A 19,505-nucleotide genomic window follows, 5' to 3' on the forward strand; every position below is an offset into this window, starting at 1 on the left:
AGCCTTTATCTGTTAACTGTTCTGCTCTTCTATGGAGCAGAGAATATGTTTGTAGCTCAGCCAGCGTTGCTCGCTGATGCTGCCCTCTTCTACGGCGCTTTTCAGGGCGCAGCCCGGTTCCTGTTCATGCTGACAGTCACGGAACCGGCATAAACCGGCAAGGGGCTGTAACTCTTTGAATCCTTTAATAACATCCTCTGGGGCAATATGCCATAGCCCAAATTCCCTGATCCCCGGTGAGTCGATGAGATCGCCGCCATCGGGAAAGTGAAACAGACGTGCCGTTGTAGTAGTGTGTCGGCCTTTTCGCGTTTGAGTTGAGAGTTCGCCTACTTTCAGGTCAACACCGGGTAGCAGGGCATTGATCAGGGAGGATTTGCCAACCCCCGACTGACCGACAAAAACGCTGATACGTTGATCCAGCAGGGCCTTCAGGTCCGCCAGTCCCTCCTCCGACTCGCTGGAGGCAAGCAGCACCTGATAGCCGATCTCCCGATAACGCGTCAGCATAGTGTCAATCGTTTCCCGGTTGTCGTCGTTCAACAGGTCTGTTTTGTTGAGCAGAATCACCGGTTCGATGCCGCTGATCTCGGAGGCAACAAGGTAGCGGTCTATCAGGTTGGCGTGCGGGGTTGGTTCTACCGCCACTGTGATGACGATGAAATCGATATTGGCAGCGACCGGTTTCATGTCGCCATAAGGGTTCGGCCGGAGCAGTTCACTTTTTCGCTCCAGTTTGGCAACCACTACGCCACTCTCTTTACCGCGTCGCCAGATAACCCGGTCTCCGGTGACCAACTGACCAAGGTTGGTGCGCATATGGCAGCGAATGATCTCGCCGGCTTCGCTTCCATCGGTAGCTTCCACGTCGACGCTGCGGCCATAGTGGGAGATGATCAGGCCGTGTTCTTCCGGGCCCAGATCACTGCTGTCGAGCTGCTGCTCGATGGCGGCATCTTTTTTCGACGCACGGGCCGTGCGCTCTTCCTGAATTTTCTGAATGCGCCAGTTTTGACGGCGGGTCAGTTTACGTTTCGCCATAGTTTGTGAGCGAAGGCCTGAGCTATCGCCGGTTATCCCCGTTATTATCGAAGCAAGATGGATGCAGGTAGGGTATTCTAAGGGAAATAGTAGTGCCTGCGTCAAATTTGGAGGGCAGAAGTGGTAAATAAAGATAATTTAATCTGGCTTGATCTGGAAATGACCGGTCTGGAGCCGGAAACAGATTTGATTATTGAGATTGCAACCATCGTTACCGATAAGGATCTGAACGTGCTTGCTGAGGGCCCCAGTATGGTGGTTCATCAGAGTGACGCTGCGTTGGATGCGATGGATGAATGGTGCACCAATCAACATGGTAAATCCGGCCTGACGCAGCGGGTAAAAGAGAGTGTGATTACTGAGGCTGAGGCCGAACAGGCGACACTGGCCTTTGTGCGTCAGTATCTGGAGCCGGGCGCATCGCCGATGTGCGGTAACAGTATTGGCCAGGATCGACGTTTCCTGCACAAATATATGCCCGAACTGGAAGCGTTCTTTCACTACCGGAATCTGGATGTGAGTACGCTGAAAGAGCTGGCAAAACGCTGGAAACCAGAGGTAGCAGCCGGCGTGGTTAAACAGGGTTCGCATCTTGCGCTGGATGATATTCGTGATTCCATCAACGAACTGAAACATTATCGCGAGCACTTCATAAAGCTCTGATCAGAACTGTATTTTTCTCCGGCGAGGGTGCTGCTGTATCGGCAGCGTCGCTTGTTGTCCACGGGAGAGGTTGTCCAGTGCCCACTGGCAATGCTCTCTGACCAGCTCTGAAGGATGTTGCAGCTTCTCCTTCAGGGCGTTTTCCACCGCTTCGCCGCCACGGCTGTTCCCCAGCGCAACCGCTATATTGCGCAGCCAGCCTTCATGGCCGGTACGACGTATCGCCGAGCCGGCGGTCTTTTCCAGAAACGTCTCTTCACTCCACGAAAACAGCGTCAGCAGATCGGCCCGGTCCAGCTTCCGGCGCGGATGAAAGTCTGCTTCGGCGGTGATCTTTGCGAAACGGTTCCAGGGGCAGATCAGTTGGCAATCATCACAGCCGAAAATTCGGTTGCCCATCAGTGGGCGTAACTCAACAGGAATCGCGCCTTTCAGTTCAATCGTCAGGTAGGAGATACAGCGCCGTGCGTCCAGCAGGTGAGGTTGTGGAAACGCTTGCGTCGGGCAGACATCGATACAGGCGGTACATTTGCCACAGTGCTCCTCGTCGGTCGGCGGATCAACCGGTAGTGGCAGATCAATAAACAGTTCGCCAAGAAAGAACAGCGAACCGGCCTCACGGTTCAGCACCAGCGTGTGTTTCCCGCGCCAGCCAATACCGGCCTTCTCGGCGAGAGGGCGTTCCAGTACCGGAGCACTGTCGACAAACGCGCGAAATACCCGTTCGCCGGTTTCAGCGTTGATGCGATCACCCAGTTGACTGAGGCGTTTACGAATCAGTTTGTGGTAATCCCGGCCCAGCGTATAGCGCGAGACATAGGCTTTGCCGTCGCTGTCCAGAACCTCAAGCGGGCGGGTGTCCGGAGGCAGGTAATCCATGCGCACGCAGATAATACGTTGGGCGCCGGGTACCAACTGGGCGGCATCAAAACGCTTATCCATATGGTTGCTGAGATAACTCATTTCGCCATGGAAATGCTGTGTCAGCCAGGCCTCATAGTGTGCCCGTTCCGCCTCCAGATCGCAGTCAGTAATACCGCACTGCTGAAAGCCCAGTTCGAGGGCCCAGCGTTTGATGTTATCGGCCAGTCCGGCCAGCGCTTCGGGTGATAGGTCCGGCATAGTTTTCAGGCTTGCCCAGGAAGGGGCGGATTCCTCATAATGGCAGAAAAAGCGATGAGTAGAGCAGATGTCGGTTAACAGAGCTGCGCTTCCGGCCCCATTATACACGGCTGAACAAACCCGCGTGCTGGATCGGACCGCAATTGAACAGTTTTCTATTCCCGGTATCCGTCTGATGCAGCGGGCCGGGCATGCCGTTTTTGCTGAAATACTGGAACGATTTCCCGGTATACGGCATCTGACGATCCTCTGTGGCGGCGGCAATAACGGAGGGGATGGTTTTGTGGTCGCCCGATTGGCGAGGCAACGCAATCTGCGTGTGCAGGTGATTTGTGTTGGCGGGGAGCGTTTTGCTGAGCGTCTGCAAGGGGAGGCCCTGCAGGCGTGGCAGGAGCTGGAGGCCGCAGCGCCGGGGTTCGAGTGCTATCACCCCGGTGTGGAGCTTAAAGGCGAATTGTTGGTGGATGCGCTGCTGGGAACCGGCCTGACCGGCGATGTACGTGGTGATTATGCCACCCTGATCAGGCAGATCAACGCCAGCCATAAGCCGGTTTTTGCAGTGGATATCCCCTCAGGGCTGTGCGCCGACAGCGGGCGGATACTGGGCTGCGCGGTGCGTGCCCGGTTCACGCTGAGTTTTATCGGCCTGAAGCGAGGCCTGTTTACCGCTCAGGCGGTGGATTGCTGTGGTCAGATTTTATTTGATGATCTGAAAGTGCCGGATGAAGTCTACGACCCGATTCCGGTCAGTGCTTTCCGTACAACAGACGAAGATCTGCGCGAGTGCATGCCCCCCCGTTCACGGAATTCACATAAGGGCCGTTTCGGGCATCTGCTGGTGGTTGGCGGTAATCGCGGTATGGGCGGCGCCGCACTGCTGACTGCCGAGGCTGCACTGCGCAGTGGTGCCGGGCTGGTCTCTCTGGCAACCCGGCAGGAGCATGTGGCTGCCTCTCTGTGCCGTTGCCCTGAGGTGATGGTGCACGCCGTTGAAAGTGGTGGGCAGTTGCCGGATCTGCTGGAAAAGGCGGATGTGATTGTCATAGGTCCGGGTCTTGGGCAGAATGCCTGGGCAGAACAGATGCTCAGGGCTGTGCTGGCGGCGAAGAAGCCGCTTCTGGTTGATGCGGACGGACTAAACCTGCTCTGTGCTAACGGCGGTTTTCCTTTCAGCGGGCCGGAGCGGACTATCGTTACACCCCATCCGGGGGAAGCGGCCCGAATCCTGAATTGTTCAGTGGCAGAGCTGGAAGCGGATCGCTTTGCTGCGGTTGAGCGATTGCAGCGCCGGTGTGGTGGAGCCGTTGTGCTCAAAGGTGCGGGTAGTCTGGTCAACGCCGGAGAGGTGAGTTTTCTTTGTGATGCCGGTAATCCGGGGATGTCCGTCGGTGGTATGGGCGATTTGCTGTCCGGGATTTGTGGTGCCCTGCTGGCGCAGGGGCTGAGCCCGGAAGATGCGGCTCGCATCGGGGTTTATATCCATGCGACAGCGGCAGACCGGGTAGCCGCCAAACGGGGGGAGATCGGTATGTTGCCCTCAGATCTGTTAGTCGAAATACCGGGAGTAATTAATAAAGTTTATGAGTGATCAGAATCAGATCAGTTTGCCGGATGAAGCGGCCATGGTGGCTTTTGGTGGCCAGATTGCGGTGGCCAGCGGTGGTCAGGGCGTTGTGTTTCTGCTGGGCGACCTGGGCATGGGGAAAACCACCCTGAGCCGGGGAATTCTGCAGGGGTTCGGGCATCAAGGTGCGGTTAAGAGTCCGACCTATACGCTGGTCGAGCCTTATGAGATAGGCACGCAGCGGGTTTACCATTTTGATCTGTATCGACTGGCCGACCCGGAAGAACTCGAGTATCTGGGAATTCGAGATTATTTCGATGCTGAGTCCCTCTGTCTGGTTGAGTGGCCAGAGCGTGGTCGCGGCATACTGCCGGAACCCGATCTGGTTTTAAGGATTGAACTTGAGGGCCGTGGCCGCCGTCTCAATTGGGAAGCAAAAACTGAAACTGGCCGGACAATGGCCGATAAACTGTTACAAGCCAAAGCCGCTGGATGAAGGGGAAAGCTAAGGCTCTATGCAGAAGATAACGACGAGAATTTTTCACGTCTGGCTGTGTTTTTTCGGACTGCTGTTCAGCAGTTCGCTGTTGCAGGCGGCTGAGATTAAGAACGTGCGGATGTGGTTGGCACCGGATCATGCGCGTCTGGTATTTGATATGACCGGCGCGGCGACCCATAAAGTGTTTACTCTGGATAACCCGAACCGCATCGTGCTGGATGTTGAGCAGGCATCGCTGAATGCGTCGCTGACGAATCTGGGGTTGGATAAAAGCCCGGTGAAACAGGTGCGTTCAGGTAAAAACGGAAAAACCCTGCGTCTGGTGCTGGATCTGAAGCGGCCGGTAAGGCCGAAAAGTTTTGCCCTGAAGCCTAACCAGAAATACGGCCATCGGCTGGTGCTGGATCTCTATGAAAAAGAAACCCTTGTAAAAGCCAAAAAGAGTGCGGAGCCTAAAGCTGTATCCGGGCGGGATATTGTCGTAGCGATTGATGCCGGTCATGGTGGTGAAGACCCCGGTGCCATCGGCCCCGGGCGCGTGCGTGAGAAAGATGTGGTTCTGGCAATCGCTAAAGAGCTTAAGCGTCGATTGGATGCAACACCCGGCTATCAGGGCAAGCTGACCCGGACCGGCGATTACTACATCAGCCTGCGTGGCCGAACCAAGGCTGCACGTAAGCAGAATGCTGATCTGTTTGTGTCGATACATGCGGATGCGTTTCGTGATCCCCGTGCCCGTGGTGCCTCCGTCTGGGTATTGTCATCCCGTGGCGCGAGTAGCGAAATGGGCCGCTGGCTGGCACGAAAAGAGAACAGCGCTGACCTGATCGGTGGTGTCGGTAGTGTCAGTCTGGAAGATAAAGATGATGTACTGGCCAGTGTGCTGCTGGATATGTCGATGACAGCCAGTCGCGAAGACAGTCGTTCAATCGCCCGCCAGATTCATGGCAACATCAAACGGTTTGCGAAAATGCATAAAGCGCATGTGGAGCAGGCCGGGTTTGTTGTACTGAAATCGCCGGATATTCCGTCGATTCTGGTGGAGACGGGCTTTATCTCTAATCCCGGTGAGGCTGCGAAGCTGAAAACCCGGGGTTATCAGAAGAAGATGGCGGAGGCTGTCTTCAAAGGGATAACCCAGCATTTCGAACGTAAACCGCCGGCGATGACCTATATCGCCCAGCGTAAAGCAGCAGATAACCGAACCTACAAGGTGGTCAAGGGGGATACCCTCTCCGTGATCGCCTCCCGAAACGGTGTATCATTAGCGGCTTTGCGCAAAGCTAATAACCTGCAGCATGATCGTATCCGGATCGGCCAGGTTCTGCGTATCCCGACCAGCTAACCCAAAGGTAGATTCATGCCCAAGATTCATCTGCTCTCGCCGCGGCTTGCCAACCAGATCGCGGCGGGTGAAGTTGTTGAACGCCCTGCTTCTGTTATCAAAGAAATTCTCGAAAATAGTCTGGATGCGGGCTCGACCAAAATCGATGTGGATGTGGAGCAGGGCGGCGTCAAACTGATGCGGATCCGTGATAACGGGTCGGGTATTGATAAAGAGGATCTGCCGCTGGCCCTGAGCCGTCATGCAACCTCAAAGATCCGTGCGCTGGAAGATCTTGAAGCGGTGGGCAGTCTTGGCTTTCGTGGTGAGGCGCTGGCGAGTATCAGTTCGGTCTCGCGGTTAACACTGACCTCACGTCAGGCCGATCAGGAGAGTGCCTGGCAGGTGCTGACAGAAGGGCGCGATATGGAAGCGCAACTGCAGCCTGCTGCGCATCCCGAAGGCACGACGGTGGAGGTTAAAGATCTGTTCTTTAATACCCCGGCGCGACGCAAGTTTCTTAAAACCGAAAAAACTGAGTTTCGACATCTCGATGAAGTGGTGAAACGCCTGGCGCTGAGCCGCTTTGATGTGGCATTTCAACTGCGCCATAACGGGAAAGTGATCCATCAGTTACGGCAGGCTGACAGCGAACTGGAGCGCGAGCGTCGTGTAGCCAGCATCTGCAGTTCGGCATTCATTGATAATGCCCTGAAAGCGGATGTGGTGGCAGAAGCTTCGGGTCTGCGTTTGTGGGGCTGGGTAGGGTTGCCGACCTTTTCGCGCAGCCAGCCGGATCTGCAGTATTTCTTTGTTAACGGGCGCATGATCCGGGATAAGGTGGTAACGCATGCGGTGCGTCAGGCCTATGCCGATGTGCTCTATCATGGCCGACATCCTGCCTATGTGCTCTATCTGGAACTGGATCCGGCGCTGGTGGATGTAAACGTCCATCCGACCAAACATGAAGTGCGTTTCCGTGAAAGTCGTCTGGTGCATGATTTTCTGTTCCGAACCCTGCATCGCCTGATTGCAGATATGCGTCCTCAGGATCAGCTTACGGAGGTTGCCCAGAGTGAAGGGGCGCCGGTCATGGCGCGTCCGGAACAGCCGCAGCAACAGCATTATGAACAGAGCCGTATGGCGTTTAGGCCCGGTTCCGGGAGTCAGTATTCTGCACCGTCCACGGGCTCGGGTTATGTTGCACCGTCTGCGCCGGGTGCCGGTCAGGTTCGGGAGCAGATTGGTGCTTATGCCGCGTTGCATCCTGCTGAACCTGCACCGTCAGGCATGCCTGCCGCAGAGCCGGAGCGTGAGCAGTGCCCGCCGATGGGTTATGCCATTGCGCAGCTGCACGGGATCTATATTCTGGCGGAAAATGAGCAGGGGCTGATCGTTGTGGATATGCATGCGGCTCACGAGAGAATCGTCTACGAGCGGATGAAACAGTCCTATGAACAGGACGTGGTGCGTTCGCAGCCTTTGCTGGTGCCGCTGAGTCTGGCGGTCAGTCAGCGTGAGGCCGACTGTGCTGAAGAGCAGGCCGCTACTTTTGGTCGGCTTGGATTTGAACTGGCGCGGATGGGTGAGGAAACACTGGTGGTGCGTCAGGTTCCGGTTTCTCTGGCAAAGGGGAATGTTGAGCAACTGATCCGGGATGTGCTCTCCGATATGCTGGTTTATGGCGAAAGTAAGCGGATTGAACAGCACATCAATGAATTGTTGGCGACTATGGCCTGTCACGGGGCGGTACGTGCCAACCGGCAACTGACAGTACCTGAGATGAATGCGTTGTTGCGTGATATGGAGCAGACTGAGCGCAGTGGCCAGTGTAACCATGGGCGGCCGACCTGGAGTCAGATGACGCTGGTTGATCTGGATAAGCTATTTATGCGCGGGCAGTAGGAACAAAGATTGAGTAACTTACCGGTAGTTTTTTTGATGGGGCCGACCGCCTCGGGTAAAACCGCGTTGGCGATGCAATTGTTTGATGCGATGCCCTGTGAAATCATCAGTGTCGATTCGGCCATGATCTATCGGGGCATGGATATAGGCACGGCCAAGCCGGATGCGTTAACACTGGCTCAGTACCCTCACCGGCTGATCGATATCCGTGATCCGGCGGAGAGTTATTCAGCGGCGGAGTTCCGGGAGGATGCGCTGGCGCAGATTGCAGAGGTGCATGCGGCGGGTAAAGTCCCGATTCTGACCGGTGGCACCATGCTCTATTTTCATGCGCTGAAGAACGGTCTGGCGAACCTTCCCGAAGCGGATCCTGAGGTTCGGGAAAGGTTGCTGCGCGAGGCAGAAGAGAAAGGCTGGGCGGCCATCCATGCCCGGCTCGCCGAGGTCGATCCCGAGTCTGCTGCTCGTCTCAACCCCAATGATGCGCAGCGTTTGCAGCGGGCGCTGGAGGTTTATGAGATCACCGGACGCAGTATGACTGAACTTTGGGCTGAACAGGCCTCTTCGAAACTGCAGTTTACTCTGATCTCGCTGGCGGTGATGCCGCAGGAGCGGGCGGAATTGCATGAGCGTATTGCGCAGCGTTTCGATCTGATGCTCGAACAGGGCTTCGAGGAAGAGGTGCAGCGCTTATGGGAACGGGGAGATCTGAATCTGCAGATGCCGTCTGTGCGTTGTGTGGGGTATCGGCAGATGTGGGAATATTTTGCCGGAAACTGGGATTACGACACCATGAAGTACAAAGGTGTGGTGGCGACCCGGCAGTTGGCGAAGCGACAGGTCACCTGGCTGAGAAGCTGGGAAAATCTGCACTGGATGGACACCCATGACAGAAAACTATTAGCTAATGCCTTGAAATTAATAGAGGGTAGCATTATATAATGTCATGCTGGGCTGCAAAAAAGCTATATACTCAGTGTTTATATAGCTGAAGCGGGGTTTATTGTGCGCCGCCAGCCATACAATAACGACAAATTATAAAATTTTTTTCGGGAAGGAGTTTGCACATGTCAAAAGGGCAGTCATTACAAGACCCTTATCTGAATGCGTTGCGTAAAGAGCGTATTCCGGTATCTATTTTCTTGGTAAACGGTATCAAACTGCAGGGTCAGATTGAGTCATTCGATCAGTTTGTTATCCTGCTGAAAAATACGGTCAGCCAGATGGTTTACAAGCATGCGATTTCTACGGTTGTGCCTGCACGTCCGGTTAAATTGCCATCTGCTGATGAAGCTAAGTCAGAGGACTGATAATCATTGTTCTTTGAGCGTCCCAAGAGCGGTGAGCGTGCCGTTCTAGTCCATATGAATCTGGCTGCTGAAGCCGATCAGGAAAGTCCAAAAGAGCTCGAAGAGCTGGCCCTATCTGCAGGAGCTGACCCGGTTGAATTCCTCACCGGGTCGCTCGCTCATCCCAATCCAAAATTCTTCATCGGTCAGGGTAAGCTGGAAGAGCTGCGTGATCTGGTGAATATGCACGATGCGCAACTGGTCATTTTTAACCATGCCCTGAGTCCTGCTCAGGAGCGCAATGTTGAACGCGAAATTCAGTGCAGGGTTCTGGATCGCACCGGATTGATTCTGGATATCTTTGCCCAGCGGGCACGTACCCATGAAGGTAAGTTGCAGGTGGAGCTGGCGCAGCTCGATCATATGTCTACGCGTCTGGTGCGTGGCTGGACTCACCTTGAGCGCCAGAAAGGTGGTATAGGTCTGCGTGGCCCGGGTGAGACTCAGCTTGAGACCGACCGCCGGTTATTGCGGGCGCGGATGAAATCAATCTACAAACGTCTGGAAAAGGTGCGTAAGCAGCGTGATCAGGGGCGTCGTTCGCGGAAACGGGCGGAAGTTCCTACGCTGTCGCTGGTGGGTTATACCAATGCTGGCAAATCGACCCTCTTCAATTCACTGACGACCTCTGAGGTGTACGCTGCGGATCAGCTGTTTGCCACGCTGGATCCAACCCTGCGCCGGATAGAAGTCGAAGATGTGGGTCAGGCTATTCTGGCGGATACGGTAGGATTTATCCGTCATCTGCCGCATAAACTGGTTGAGGCGTTTCGTGCCACGCTGCAGGAAACCATTGAGGCAACGCTGTTGCTGCATGTGATTGATTGTCATGATGACGACCGGCATGACCATATCGCGGAAGTGGAGCATGTGTTGCGCGAGATCGGTGCTGATGAGGTGCCGGTGCTTGAGGTATACAACAAAATTGATCTGATCGAAGGGCGTCAGCCGCGGATCGACCGGGATGAAGAGGGGCAGCCTGTCCGGGTTTGGTTATCGGCCGTGAGTGGTGAAGGGCACGACCTGCTGTTTCAGGCGGTAAGCGAGCTACTGGCAGATGATGTTTTTCATGATAACGTGACGCTGCAGCCCCATGAGGGTCAGTTTCGGGCCCGGCTCTATGAGAGCGGCGCTGTGCTTTCGGAACATGTCGATGAAAAAGGATCTATTATTCTTGAAGTACGTATGCAGAAGAAAGATATGCTGCAGTTACTGAGCCGGTTATCGATGCCGCGGGATCGCTGTTTCCCGGTTGATGTTAACCCCTGGTAGGGGTGGAAAATCGACCGGTCTGGCCGAAAGGATCGATTTTAGTTAATTTATGAGTAATATCTGACGAATAATAGTTTTCGCAGATGTGTGTTTTAATCAGCCCAATAGTTGTTTTTAACGGAGTGACGTATGGCTTGGAATGAGCCTGGTGGTAATGGTGATAACCAGGACCCTTGGGGCGGTGGTAATAAGAACCGCGGAGGGAAAGGTGGCGATCAGGGGCCGCCGGATCTGGATGAGGCGCTGCGTAAGCTGCAGGATAAACTGAACGCAATCTTCGGTGGTGCAGGTAAGCGCACCAGTGGAGGATTTGGTGGCGATGGTGATGGCTCCGGCTCATCTGCCGGCATGGGCTTTTTCTGGATTATTCTGCTGATTGCGCTGCTGATCTGGGCCGGTATGGGTGTTTATACCGTAGACCAGCAGGAGCGTGGCGTTGTGCTGCGTCTGGGTAAATACCACGAAACGGTGGGGCCGGGTCTGCAGTGGAACCCGCCGCTGCTGGACACCGTTTTCCCGGTGAATGTAACCCGTCTGCGTACCCGTGATCATCGGGCGCTGATGCTGACTGAAGATGAAAATATCGTTGATGTGGAAATGACGATTCAGTACATCATCTCAGAAGGTATGGTGCGTGACTTTGTGCTTAATGTGCGCGACCCCGAGGCCAGCCTCTCGCATGCGGCTGAATCGGCACTGCGTCATATTGTGGGTTCAACCGATATGCACTCTATCCTGACTCAGGGGCGTGAAGCGCTCTCGGTTCAGGTGCAGAACCGACTGCAGCGCTATATGGATGAGTATGCAACCGGCTTGCAGATCTCCAAGGTGAACATCAAAGAAGCGAAAGCGCCGAATCAGGTGCAGAACGCATTTGATGACGTGATCAAGGCGCGTGAGGACGAGCAGCGAGTTAAGAACGAAGCGGAATCCTATGCCAACGGTATTATTCCGGAAGCACGTGGTCTGGCTCAGCGTATGCTGGAGGAAGCCAGTGCCTACCGTGAACAGGTTATTGCCCGTTCAGAGGGTGATGCTCACCGTTTTACTGCACTGTTGAAAGAGTATGAGAAGGCGCCGGAAGTTACGCGTGAGCGTCTCTACCTGGATACGATGCAGGAAGTGTTGTCACAGAATCCAAAAGTGCTGGTTGACGTTGAAGGTGGAAATAACATGATGTACCTGCCGCTGGATAAATTGATGCAGAATCGTCCTGTTGGCGTTGATTCAGGCCGGGGAGTGCAACTGGACAGTCAGAGTCTGCGTGAGGTGACCGATCAGGTGGTTGATCAGTTGCGTCAGCGTCAGAGCACGCGTCGGGAGGGTCGATAATGCAATCTAAATCTTTTGTATTGATTATTGCCTTTGCGGTGCTGGTACTGGTTGGTCAGAGTTCACTGTATATCGTTAAGGAAACTGAGCGTGCGGTACTGCTGAAATTTGGTGAGGTGGCTGAAGCTGACGTTAAGCCAGGCCTGCACTTTAAAATTCCGGTGGTTAACAAGGTGCGCAAGTTTGATTCACGAGTGCTGACGCTTGATGCGGATCCTCAGGCTTACCTGACGCTGGAGAAGAAACGACTGATCGTGGACTCCTTTGTTAAGTGGCGTGTTGCGGATGTTCAGAAGTACTACACCGCGACATCCGGTAGCGAGTTCACCGCGTCCCGTCTGCTTTCTGACCGGGTCGATGCTGAGCTGCGTAACCAGTTCGGTGGTCGTACCGTGACAGAGGTGGTTTCCGGTGAGCGTGAAGAGCTGATGAAGGAGCTGGTTTCTGCCATCAGTGAAGATGTCATCAAGAAATACGGTGTTGAAGTCATTGACGTGCGTGTTAAGCGAATCGATCTGCCGCAGGAAGTCTCTGAATCGGTCTATGATCGTATGCGCACCGAGCGTGAGCGTGAGGCTCGTGAGCTGCGTTCTCGCGGTAAAGAGCTGGCCGAGGGTATTCGCGCCGATGCTGATCGACAGAAGACAGTTATCGAAGCGGAGGCTTACCGAGAGTCAGAGCAGATTCGAGGTGAGGGTGATGCCATTGCTGCGAATAATTATGCAGAGGCTTATTCCCGTAACCCTGAATTCTACTCTTTCTACCGTAGTCTGCAGGCGTACCGTGAATCCTTCAGCAAGAATGGCGACGTTCTGGTTCTGAAGCCGGACAGTGATTTCTTCAAGTACCTGGCGAAACCTAAGGCTGAGTAATTGCTCTGGCGTTAAAATGAACAAAAAAGCGGTTCAGGGGAGGGCATTCCCCTGAAACCGTGGTAGAATATATCAACCGGGTTCACGCCCGGTTTTTTTGTGGTAATAGGATTTGGAAAACCGGGTTTGAGGGATGTCGTCAGAACTGCTTCATGAATTGGCGATTGGCTTCTGCCTGATGCTTATCCTCGAAGGAATTATTCCATTTTTGTACCCGCAGCGCTGGCGTAATCTGGTTCAGCAACTGGCCCTGATCAGTGATTCATCATTAAGAATGATCGGGCTGGCAAGTATGCTGCTGGGTGTTGTTACCCTTTACATAGTGAACTGATAACGGGCCATTCCGGCTGGTTGTCTGGATTAGATTTAACGGAGTACCGCATGGCATTGGCAGATCGTTGGCTGCTACCGGAGGGCGTGCAGGAGCTGCTTCCACCGCAGGCCCGTCGCGTTGAACTGTTACGTAGACGTCTATTGGATCTGTATGAGCATTGGGGCTATGACCTGGTCATGCCGCCGGTACTTGAACATCTGGAATCACTGCTGACGGGTGTCGGCCATGATCTGGATCTGAATACCATTAAAGTGACTGATCAGTTAAGCGGTCATACGCTGGGTGTACGTGCGGATATTACTCCGCAGGTGGCGCGTATCGATGCGCATCGCCTGCGTCAGTCTGGTGTAACCCGGCTTTGTTACTGCGGTTCTGTAGTGCATGCCCTGCCGGCTCAGCCGCTGGCTTCGCGTAACCCGATGCAGCTGGGTGCAGAGCTTTACGGTCACTCCGGTGTTGAGAGTGATGTCGAAGTGATCTCGCTCATGGTTGAGACCATGCATGCCGCAGGGGTGAATCAGGAGCTGAGCATCGACCTCGGTCATGTCGGTGTCTTCACAGGCCTGATGCAGATTGCAGAACTCAGCGAAGCAGAAAAAGAAACCTATCTGGATATGTTGCAGCGTAAAGCGCTGCCTGAGCTGGAAGGTTTTGTGGCTGCGCTGGATGTGGCTGAACGCGTACGCCCGATGCTGGCTGCGCTGCCAACCCTGAACGGTGGGGTTGAAGTACTTAACAAGGCACGACAGCTATTTGTTGAGGCGCCTGCTCAGGTTATTGAGGCTATCGATTATCTGCAGCAGCTCTCAGAGCGTATCGCGCTGCGTTTCCCGGAGCTGGATCAGTATTTCGATCTGAGCGAGCTGCGTGGTTATAACTACCATACCGGTGTCGTTTTTGCGGCCTATACCCCGGCGTTCGGGCAGGCGATTGCAAAAGGTGGCCGGTATGATGAAATTGGACGTGATTTTGGTCGCGCGCGCCCGGCAACCGGGTTCAGTGCCGATCTTAAAACACTGGTTGAGCTCTCCTCCGATGTAGTACAGAACGCTCAGCAGGTGTTGGCACCCGCCGAGGAAGATGCAAAGTTGCTGGCCAAAGTGCAGCAGCTTCGTGCTGAAGGTGTGCGGGTGATTTATGCGTTGCCGGGCGCGGAACCGGCAAATGAGTGTACCGCTGAGCTGGTACTGCGTGATGGTGAATGGGTCACGGTTGACCTGTAACCGGTAAAATTTCTTTAAAGTAATCTCAAGTAGGCAACAATGGGCAAAAACGTAGTTGTTCTGGGTACCCAGTGGGGTGATGAAGGTAAAGGCAAGATCGTAGATCTGCTGACTGATCAGGCTTCAGCTGTGGCGCGCTTTCAGGGCGGTCACAATGCCGGTCACACACTGGTTATTGATGGCGAAAAAACTGTTTTGCACCTGATCCCTTCAGGTATTCTGCGCGAAAATGTCGTGTGCATGATCGGTAACGGGGTGGTGCTTTCTCCTGAAGCGCTGCTGAAAGAGATTAAAGGTCTGGAAGAAGCGGGTGTGCCGGTGCGTGAGCGTCTGCGCCTGAGTCCTTCCTGTCCGCTGATTCTGCCATATCATGTTGCACTGGATCAGGCGCGCGAAGCGGCGCGTGGTGAAGCTAAGATTGGTACGACCGGTCGCGGCATCGGCCCCGCTTACGAAGATAAAGTGGCGCGTCGTGGTCTGCGTCTGGCTGATCTGCTGGATAAAGAGCGTTTTGCTGCCAAGCTGAAAGAGGTGATGGAATATCACAACTTCCAGTTGGTGAACTTCTACAAAGCTGAAGCGGTTGATTATCAGACAGTGCTGGATGAAGCGCTGGCGATGGGTGAAAATCTGGCGCCGATGGTTGCTGATGTGACTGCAATGCTTCATGACCTGCGTAAAGCGGGTAAGAACATTATGTTTGAGGGTGCGCAGGGTTCCCTGCTGGATATCGATCACGGTACCTACCCTTATGTAACCTCTTCAAATACCACGGCAGGCGGTACGTCTACGGGTAGTGGGTTTGGTCCTCTGTATCTGGATTACATTCTGGGTATTACCAAAGCGTACACCACGCGTGTCGGTGGCGGTCCGTTCCCGACTGAGCTGCATTGTTCTGTGGGTCAGGGTCTGGCTGAGCGTGGTCACGAGTTTGGTTCTACTACGGGCCGTGCGCGTCGTTGCGGCTGGTTTGATGCGGTAGCGCTTAAGCACGCAATTCAGATCAACTCGGTTTCCGGTCTCTGCCTGACTAAGCTGGATGTGCTGGATGGCATGGAAGAGATCAGCATCTGTGTAGGCTACAAAGATGCGGCGGGCAATGTAGTGACTTCTCTGAGTGGCAGTGAAGATTACGAAGCGGTAGAGCCTGTATATGAAACCATGCCTGGCTGGACAGCTTCTACTGTAGGCGCTAAGTCAATTGAGGAGCTGCCTGCAGAGGCGGTTGCTTACATCAAGCGTCTGGAAGAGCTGGTTGAAGCCCCCGTGGATATTATCTCTACCGGTCCTGACCGTGTAGAAACGATCGTGCTGCGCAACCCTTACGAAGCGTAAGGGTCTGCAGGAGATAAAAAAACCGGCTCAGGCCGGTTTTTTTGTGACTGAATTTTGTGTGCTGCTTACTTAAGGTCTTCTGTCAGTGAGGACTGCAGGCCTTTAAGTAGTGCTTTGAACATTTTCGGGTTGCCGGCGATCAGGCTGCCGCTCTGGCGGAAGCTGTTGCCGCCCATGAAGTCGCCAACCAGTCCGCCTGCTTCCTGAACCAGCAGAATGCCGGCTTCCATCTCCCATGGATTGAGTCCCATCTGGTAGAAACCATCGATGCGTCCGGCAGCGGTGTAAGCCAGATTCAGCGCAGGAGAGCCGCCATTGTAGATGGTGCCGCCTGTCAGGGTCATGTCACGGAAGACGTTCAGGTAAACTTCCAGATGCGCTTTGTCGCTCGGGCGGTTGAAGAAGCCTGTGCCGATCAGGGAGTTGTCGATAGTCTTGTGGTTGCTGACGCGAAGGCGCTTGCCGTTAAGCTGTGCACCGTTGCCCCGGCTGGCAGTGAATTCTTCGCCGGTGATCGGATTCAGGATCAGGGCGTGTTCAGTGCGACCATTGCTCTGGCCTGCCATGCTGATGGCAAAGACCGGAAGACCGTTGGAGAAATTGGAGATGCTGTCGATCGGGTTAACCGTCCATCTGAACTCGGGTCCTTCGCTCAATGGTGCGTGTTCACCAGTGTATTCGCCGGTCACCGTGTGGCTTGGGTAAGCCTTCTGGATGGTGTGAACAATGCTCAGCTCTGCCTTCTGGCAAGTGTCGCTGAGAAGTTTAGCGACATCCGCCTGTTCTGATTTAACCAGATCAAGGCGCTCAACTGCGCGAACGATCTGCTCACCTGCAACGCGTGCAGCGCGCAGAGCAATATTAACCATGGGTTGCATCTGTAAGAAACCTGAAGAGAGTTCGTGGAAATTTAAAGCGGAATTATACCTGAGGATAGGGTGGGCTGTGAATAAGTCGCTCAACACTAGTTGCGTGCTCTGATAGAATAGCGCGCTTTATAGGTCGGGCAGGCGCGTAAATGACAGCAAATATTCGTATTGTTCTGGTTAATACCACTCATCCGGGCAACATTGGTGGAGTGGCCCGGGCAATGAAAAATATGAATTTCACCGAGCTGCATCTTGTGGCGCCAAAGAAATTTCCGCATGCCGAAGCCACGGCCCGTTCATCAGGTGCAACGGATCTGCTGGAGCGTGCGGTCGTCCATGCAACACTGGAAGAGGCTATCGCGGATTGTCAGTTGGTGGTGGGTACCAGTGCGCGGGGGCGGCATATTCCCTGGCCGGTGGTTGATCCGCGAGAGCTGGCGGCGATTGTTGCGCCGGCGTTGGTCACTGAGCAGTCTGAGGGGAAAAAAATTGCCATTGTCTTTGGCCGTGAAGATCGCGGGTTGACCAATGAGGAGTTGCATCTCTGTCACCATCACGTGCATATACCGTCCAACCCTGAATTCAGTTCTCTGAATCTGGCGGCGGCGGTACAGGTTTTGACCTACGAACTGCGCATGGCCGAATTGTATAGCGATGCAAATGCAGAGCATAAGCCGCAGTGGGGAACGGACTGGGATATTGAGCTGGCAGAAAGTGCAGAGCTTGAGCGTCTGTTTGAGCATCTGGAGCAAACCTTAATTGATATCCGTTTTCTTGACCCGGACAATCCCCGCCAGCTGATGCCGCGCCTGCGACGGCTGTATCTTCGCGCATTGCCTGACAAAGTTGAGGTTAATGTGCTCAGGGGGATACTGACCGCGACACAGAAGCGCCTAAAAGAGCACGAATAAGGCGTTGGGGCTGGGGTCTGCCATTTTTCATGTTAAAATCCACGCACTAATTTCAAGAAAGACCTACAATAGAGGTAGGTTATTTAATTGACCTTTTTAGTCGGGTATTGCATAATGCCCGCCAAGTGCTAAAACGCATCAGGGTGAAAATTATGCGACTGACAACAAAAGGGCGGTATGCCGTCACAGCGATGCTGGACCTGGCGCTCCATGAGGGTAGAGGGCCGATCAGTCTGGCCGACATTTCTGAGCGGCAGGGCATATCATTGTCTTATCTTGAGCAATTGTTTGCCAAGTTACGCCGTAACGAGCTGGTTCGCAGTGTCCGTGGCCCGGGTGGTGGTTACCAGCTGAACCGGGAGCAGGCCGGCATTAATGTGGCTGAAGTCATAGATGCTGTGAATGAATCTGTGGATGCTACAGGCTGCAATCGTCAGGGCGACTGCCAGGCGGGCGATACCTGTCTGACGCACCATCTCTGGTGTGATCTGAGCGATCAGATTCATGGCTTTTTGAGTAGTATTTCCCTCGCCGACCTTGTTGCGCGTAAAGATGTGCAAAAGATCTCTGAACGTCAGGACCGGATCCACGTTGATCAGGTCATTATGGGCACAGAGCGAATCGCCGGAAGTAAAGAAGCGGCTGTCTGAAGCACGCTGGAGAAATTGAATGAAAACACCTATTTATCTGGATTATTCTGCCACTACACCTGTTGATCCGCGTGTCGCCGAAAAAATGGTTGCATGCATGACTATGGATGGCAATTTTGGTAACCCGGCATCACGTTCTCACCTGTTTGGCTGGAAAGCTGAGGAAGCGGTAGAGAATGCCCGTCGTCAGGTTGCTGATCTGATCAATGCCGACCCACGTGAAATTGTCTGGACCTCCGGTGCGACCGAGTCTGACAATCTGGCGATCAAAGGTGCTGCACACTTCTACCAGAAAAAAGGCAAGCACATCATTACCTCCAAAATTGAACATAAGGCGGTACTCGATACTTGCCGTCAGTTGGAGCGTGAAGGTTTTGAGGTTACTTATCTGACGCCTGGTTCTGATGGTCTGATTGGGCCGCAGGCGGTAGCTGAAGCCATTCGTGAAGACACGATTGTTGTGTCTCTGATGCATGTGAATAACGAGATCGGAACCATCACTGATATTGAAGCTATCGGTGAGCTGACCCGCTCTAAGGGCATCATCTTCCACGTTGATGCAGCGCAGAGTGCCGGCAAGATCGATATCGATCTGAGCAAAGCTAAAGTCGACCTGATGTCACTGTCAGGCCACAAGATGTACGGACCAAAAGGTATCGGTGCACTGTTTGTACGTCGTAAGCCACGTGTTCGTCTGGAAGCTCAGATTCACGGTGGTGGTCATGAGCGCGGTATGCGTTCCGGTACGCTGGCAACTCACCAGATTGTTGGTATGGGTGAAGCGGCGCGGATCTGTAAGGAAGAGCTGGCAGAAGAGACCAAGCGTATTATCGCTCTGCGTGACCGCTTTCTGGCGGGCATGGGCGATATGGAAGAGGTATACATCAACGGTTCTACTGAGCAGCGGGTGCCCGGCAACCTGAACATCAGCTTCGCCTTTGTTGAAGGTGAATCCCTGCTGATGTCACTGAAGGATCTGGCGGTATCTTCTGGTTCAGCCTGTACCTCAGCGAGCCTGGAGCCTTCCTATGTGTTGCGTGCTCTGGGTCTGAATGATGAGCTGGCGCACAGCTCGATCCGTTTCTCATTTGGTCGTTTTACGACAGATGAAGAAGTTGATTACGCGGCTTCGCAGATTCAGGAAGCTGTAGGCAAGTTACGTGAGCTCTCACCGCTGTGGGATATGTTTAAAGACGGTGTCGATCTGAGCAAGGTTGAGTGGGTTCACCACTAACCCGGC

19 protein-coding genes are annotated in these 19,505 nt (G+C 54.1%); 16 read left to right on the top strand and 3 right to left on the bottom strand.

All coding sequences use genetic code 11. The features are described 5' to 3' along the window. Nucleotides 1–12 precede the first annotated feature (12 nt). Nucleotides 13–1,041 carry a small ribosomal subunit biogenesis GTPase RsgA gene (gene rsgA / locus QUD59_RS10890; RefSeq protein ID WP_286237013.1) on the bottom strand — a complete coding sequence of 343 codons (1,029 nt, stop codon included), beginning with the start codon at nt 1,039–1,041 and terminating at the stop codon, nt 13–15. A 159-nt stretch (nt 1,042–1,200) separates the two neighbouring features. Between rsgA and orn the strand changes: the two genes are divergently transcribed. Then, entirely contained in the window at nt 1,201–1,704 is a 504-nt protein-coding gene (gene orn, locus QUD59_RS10895; protein ID WP_434025557.1) for an oligoribonuclease, read from the top strand. On the opposite strand, the gene queG is transcribed toward orn, so the two are convergent. Then, nucleotides 1,705–2,826, bottom strand: coding sequence for a tRNA epoxyqueuosine(34) reductase QueG (gene queG, locus QUD59_RS10900; RefSeq protein WP_286237015.1), 1,122 nt, complete (start codon nt 2,824–2,826; stop codon nt 1,705–1,707). A gap of 67 nt (nt 2,827–2,893) precedes the next feature. Between queG and QUD59_RS10905 the strand changes: the two genes are divergently transcribed. From QUD59_RS10905 to QUD59_RS10960, 12 genes are all read left to right on the top strand, one after another. After that, nucleotides 2,894–4,414 (top strand): NAD(P)H-hydrate dehydratase, encoded by a 1,521-nt coding sequence (locus QUD59_RS10905; RefSeq protein WP_286237017.1) that lies wholly within the window; start codon nt 2,894–2,896, stop codon nt 4,412–4,414. Next, nucleotides 4,407–4,886, top strand: a complete 480-nt coding sequence (gene tsaE / locus QUD59_RS10910) for a tRNA (adenosine(37)-N6)-threonylcarbamoyltransferase complex ATPase subunit type 1 TsaE (RefSeq protein ID WP_286237018.1) — start codon at nt 4,407–4,409, stop codon at nt 4,884–4,886. Before QUD59_RS10905 ends, tsaE begins: the two co-directional genes overlap by 8 nt. A 19-nt stretch (nt 4,887–4,905) precedes the next feature. Further along, a complete protein-coding gene (locus QUD59_RS10915) occupies nt 4,906–6,234 on the top strand; it encodes an N-acetylmuramoyl-L-alanine amidase (RefSeq protein WP_286237020.1) in 1,329 nt (442 codons plus the stop codon). A 15-nt stretch (nt 6,235–6,249) separates the two neighbouring features. Then, the gene (gene mutL / locus QUD59_RS10920) at nt 6,250–8,118 is read left to right on the top strand and encodes a DNA mismatch repair endonuclease MutL (RefSeq protein WP_286237022.1); all 1,869 of its coding nucleotides are present in this window, start codon (nt 6,250–6,252) and stop codon (nt 8,116–8,118) included. 36 nt (nt 8,119–8,154) lie between these two features. Continuing rightward, entirely contained in the window at nt 8,155–9,060 is a 906-nt protein-coding gene (gene miaA / locus QUD59_RS10925) for a tRNA (adenosine(37)-N6)-dimethylallyltransferase MiaA (RefSeq protein ID WP_286241023.1), read from the top strand. A gap of 125 nt (nt 9,061–9,185) precedes the next feature. Next, nucleotides 9,186–9,428, top strand: a complete 243-nt coding sequence (gene hfq, locus QUD59_RS10930; protein ID WP_286237023.1) for an RNA chaperone Hfq — start codon at nt 9,186–9,188, stop codon at nt 9,426–9,428. A gap of 6 nt (nt 9,429–9,434) precedes the next feature. Then, nucleotides 9,435–10,739 carry a ribosome rescue GTPase HflX gene (hflX, locus tag QUD59_RS10935; RefSeq protein WP_286237024.1) on the top strand — a complete coding sequence of 435 codons (1,305 nt, stop codon included), beginning with the start codon at nt 9,435–9,437 and terminating at the stop codon, nt 10,737–10,739. Between the two features lie 129 nt (nt 10,740–10,868). Next, nucleotides 10,869–12,071, top strand: coding sequence for an FtsH protease activity modulator HflK (hflK, locus tag QUD59_RS10940; protein WP_286237026.1), 1,203 nt, complete (start codon nt 10,869–10,871; stop codon nt 12,069–12,071). Then, nucleotides 12,071–12,943: a protease modulator HflC gene (gene hflC / locus QUD59_RS10945; protein ID WP_286237027.1), complete on the top strand. Its 873-nt coding sequence runs from the start codon at nt 12,071–12,073 to the stop codon at nt 12,941–12,943. Before hflK ends, hflC begins: the two co-directional genes overlap by 1 nt. 133 nt (nt 12,944–13,076) lie before the next feature. Further along, nucleotides 13,077–13,274 (top strand): DUF2065 domain-containing protein, encoded by a 198-nt coding sequence (locus QUD59_RS10950; RefSeq protein ID WP_286237029.1) that lies wholly within the window; start codon nt 13,077–13,079, stop codon nt 13,272–13,274. 50 nt (nt 13,275–13,324) lie between these two features. Next, entirely contained in the window at nt 13,325–14,500 is a 1,176-nt protein-coding gene (locus tag QUD59_RS10955) for an ATP phosphoribosyltransferase regulatory subunit (RefSeq protein ID WP_286237030.1), read from the top strand. A 39-nt stretch (nt 14,501–14,539) separates the two neighbouring features. Then, nucleotides 14,540–15,835: an adenylosuccinate synthase gene (locus QUD59_RS10960; RefSeq protein ID WP_286237031.1), complete on the top strand. Its 1,296-nt coding sequence runs from the start codon at nt 14,540–14,542 to the stop codon at nt 15,833–15,835. Between the two features lie 65 nt (nt 15,836–15,900). Here QUD59_RS10960 and QUD59_RS10965 read toward each other — a convergent pair whose 3' ends face one another. Next, nucleotides 15,901–16,713 (bottom strand): inositol monophosphatase family protein, encoded by an 813-nt coding sequence (locus tag QUD59_RS10965; RefSeq protein ID WP_286237033.1) that lies wholly within the window; start codon nt 16,711–16,713, stop codon nt 15,901–15,903. Nucleotides 16,714–16,853: 140 nt separating this feature from the next. Here QUD59_RS10965 and QUD59_RS10970 point away from each other — a divergent pair, with 140 nt between their 5' ends. The 3 genes from QUD59_RS10970 to QUD59_RS10980 all read left to right on the top strand — a co-directional run bounded on the left by QUD59_RS10970 (nt 16,854) and on the right by QUD59_RS10980 (nt 19,499). Beyond that, nucleotides 16,854–17,615 carry an RNA methyltransferase gene (locus QUD59_RS10970; protein WP_286237034.1) on the top strand — a complete coding sequence of 254 codons (762 nt, stop codon included), beginning with the start codon at nt 16,854–16,856 and terminating at the stop codon, nt 17,613–17,615. A 152-nt stretch (nt 17,616–17,767) separates the two neighbouring features. Further along, complete coding sequence (gene iscR, locus QUD59_RS10975) at nt 17,768–18,265, top strand: Fe-S cluster assembly transcriptional regulator IscR (RefSeq protein ID WP_286237035.1); 498 nt, start codon at nt 17,768–17,770, stop codon at nt 18,263–18,265. Nucleotides 18,266–18,284: 19 nt separating this feature from the next. Further along, complete coding sequence (locus QUD59_RS10980; RefSeq protein ID WP_286237037.1) at nt 18,285–19,499, top strand: IscS subfamily cysteine desulfurase; 1,215 nt, start codon at nt 18,285–18,287, stop codon at nt 19,497–19,499. Nucleotides 19,500–19,505 lie beyond the last annotated feature (6 nt).

This window comes from Neptuniibacter halophilus, assembly GCF_030295765.1.
Classification (GTDB): Bacteria; Pseudomonadota; Gammaproteobacteria; order Pseudomonadales; family Balneatricaceae; genus Neptuniibacter; species Neptuniibacter halophilus.

Excerpts from the sequence above, each read along its gene's own strand:
- rsgA (WP_286237013.1), bottom strand. The coding sequence starts at position 1,041 with ATGGCGAAACGTAAACTGACCCGCCGTCAAAACTGGCGCATTCAGAAA.
- orn (WP_434025557.1), top strand. The coding sequence starts at position 1,201 with ATGACCGGTCTGGAGCCGGAAACAGATTTGATTATTGAGATTGCAACC.
- queG (WP_286237015.1), bottom strand. The coding sequence starts at position 2,826 with ATGCCGGACCTATCACCCGAAGCGCTGGCCGGACTGGCCGATAACATC.
- QUD59_RS10905 (WP_286237017.1), top strand. The coding sequence starts at position 2,894 with ATGTCGGTTAACAGAGCTGCGCTTCCGGCCCCATTATACACGGCTGAA.
- tsaE (WP_286237018.1), top strand. The coding sequence starts at position 4,407 with ATGAGTGATCAGAATCAGATCAGTTTGCCGGATGAAGCGGCCATGGTG.
- QUD59_RS10915 (WP_286237020.1), top strand. The coding sequence starts at position 4,906 with ATGCAGAAGATAACGACGAGAATTTTTCACGTCTGGCTGTGTTTTTTC.
- mutL (WP_286237022.1), top strand. The coding sequence starts at position 6,250 with ATGCCCAAGATTCATCTGCTCTCGCCGCGGCTTGCCAACCAGATCGCG.
- miaA (WP_286241023.1), top strand. The coding sequence starts at position 8,155 with ATGGGGCCGACCGCCTCGGGTAAAACCGCGTTGGCGATGCAATTGTTT.
- hfq (WP_286237023.1), top strand. The coding sequence starts at position 9,186 with ATGTCAAAAGGGCAGTCATTACAAGACCCTTATCTGAATGCGTTGCGT.
- hflK (WP_286237026.1), top strand. The coding sequence starts at position 10,869 with ATGGCTTGGAATGAGCCTGGTGGTAATGGTGATAACCAGGACCCTTGG.
- hflC (WP_286237027.1), top strand. The coding sequence starts at position 12,071 with ATGCAATCTAAATCTTTTGTATTGATTATTGCCTTTGCGGTGCTGGTA.
- QUD59_RS10950 (WP_286237029.1), top strand. The coding sequence starts at position 13,077 with ATGTCGTCAGAACTGCTTCATGAATTGGCGATTGGCTTCTGCCTGATG.
- QUD59_RS10955 (WP_286237030.1), top strand. The coding sequence starts at position 13,325 with ATGGCATTGGCAGATCGTTGGCTGCTACCGGAGGGCGTGCAGGAGCTG.
- QUD59_RS10960 (WP_286237031.1), top strand. The coding sequence starts at position 14,540 with ATGGGCAAAAACGTAGTTGTTCTGGGTACCCAGTGGGGTGATGAAGGT.
- QUD59_RS10965 (WP_286237033.1), bottom strand. The coding sequence starts at position 16,713 with ATGCAACCCATGGTTAATATTGCTCTGCGCGCTGCACGCGTTGCAGGT.
- QUD59_RS10970 (WP_286237034.1), top strand. The coding sequence starts at position 16,854 with ATGACAGCAAATATTCGTATTGTTCTGGTTAATACCACTCATCCGGGC.
- iscR (WP_286237035.1), top strand. The coding sequence starts at position 17,768 with ATGCGACTGACAACAAAAGGGCGGTATGCCGTCACAGCGATGCTGGAC.
- QUD59_RS10980 (WP_286237037.1), top strand. The coding sequence starts at position 18,285 with ATGAAAACACCTATTTATCTGGATTATTCTGCCACTACACCTGTTGAT.